The organism is Geomonas sp., assembly GCF_056994735.1.
Genome location: NZ_JBXKJL010000024.1, coordinates 1 through 1,201 on the forward strand (window position 1 = coordinate 1; position 1,201 = coordinate 1,201).

The following is a 1,201-nucleotide window of genomic DNA, read 5'->3' on the forward strand; positions in this document are numbered from 1 at the left end:
CCCGGACGCATCCGGACGGCAGACGCAGCTTCGGTACCGTGCTTGAGCCCCGTTGAATTGTCCGCGCGGAGCCACTTGACCAGTGAGCTATTACGCTTTCTTTAAAGGATGGCTGCTTCTAAGCCAACCTCCTGGCTGTCGGAGCGTCTCCACATCGTTTTCCACTGAGCACGGATTTGGGGACCTTAGCTGGCGCTCTGGGTTCTTTCCCTTTCGACGACGAAGCTTATCCCCCGCCGTCTCACTCCCGGACAGCACTCCGCGGCATTCAGAGTTTGGTTGGATTCAGTAACCTGGTAAGGCCCCTAGTCCATCCAGCGCTTTACCACCGCGGGTGTTCATCCGAGGCTGCCCCTAAAGGCATTTCGAGGAGTACGAGCTATAACGGAATTTGATTAGCCTTTCACCCCTAGCCTGAGCTCATCCGAGCTTTTTTCAACAAACACCGGTTCGGACCTCCACGCGGTGTTACCCGCGTTTCATCCTGGCCCAGGCTAGATCATCCCGCTTCGCGTGTACGGCCCGTGACTGAACGCCCTGTTCAGACTCGCTTTCGCTGCGGCTCGGCACGACGCTTCGCCTCGCCACGGACGGTAACTAGCCGGCTCATTATGCAAAAGGCACGCGGTCCCGCCGGGTTGCCCCATGGCGGTTCCACTGCTTGTAGATGAACGGTTTCAGGTACTATTTCACTCCCCTAACAGGGGTTCTTTTCACCTTTCCCTCACGGTACTGGTTCACTATCGGTCGCCAGGGAGTATTTAGCCTTACGAGATGGTCCTCGTGGATTCCCGCGGGATTTCCCGTGTCCCGCGGTACTCAGGAACCTGCCCAGCGAGCCAGCGCGCTTTCGCCTACGGGGCTCTCACCCTCTGTGGCCAATCGTTCCAGACTGTTCGACTAGCGTGCTGGTTTGTGACTCGCCGGCCTTGCGGCCCGGCAGGCCCTACAACCCCACCGTGCAAGCACGGTGGTTTGGGCTGTTCCGCGTTCGCTCGCCGCTACTGACGGAATCTCGGTTGATTTCTTTTCCTGCAGGTACTGAGATGGTTCACTTCCCTGCGTTGTCTTCCGCGGCCTATGGATTCAGCCGGGGATACCCCGGAATTACCCGGGGTGGGTTACCCCATTCGGAGATCTCCGGGTCGAAGCCTGTTTGCGGCTCACCGGAGCTTATCGCAGCTTACCACGTCCTTCATCG

1 rRNA gene is annotated in these 1,201 nt (G+C 58.7%); it reads right to left on the reverse strand.

Annotated elements, in window-relative coordinates:
* Positions 1–1,201: ribosomal RNA gene (locus AC11W3_RS00965) — 23S ribosomal RNA — on the reverse strand; the annotation flags it as partial.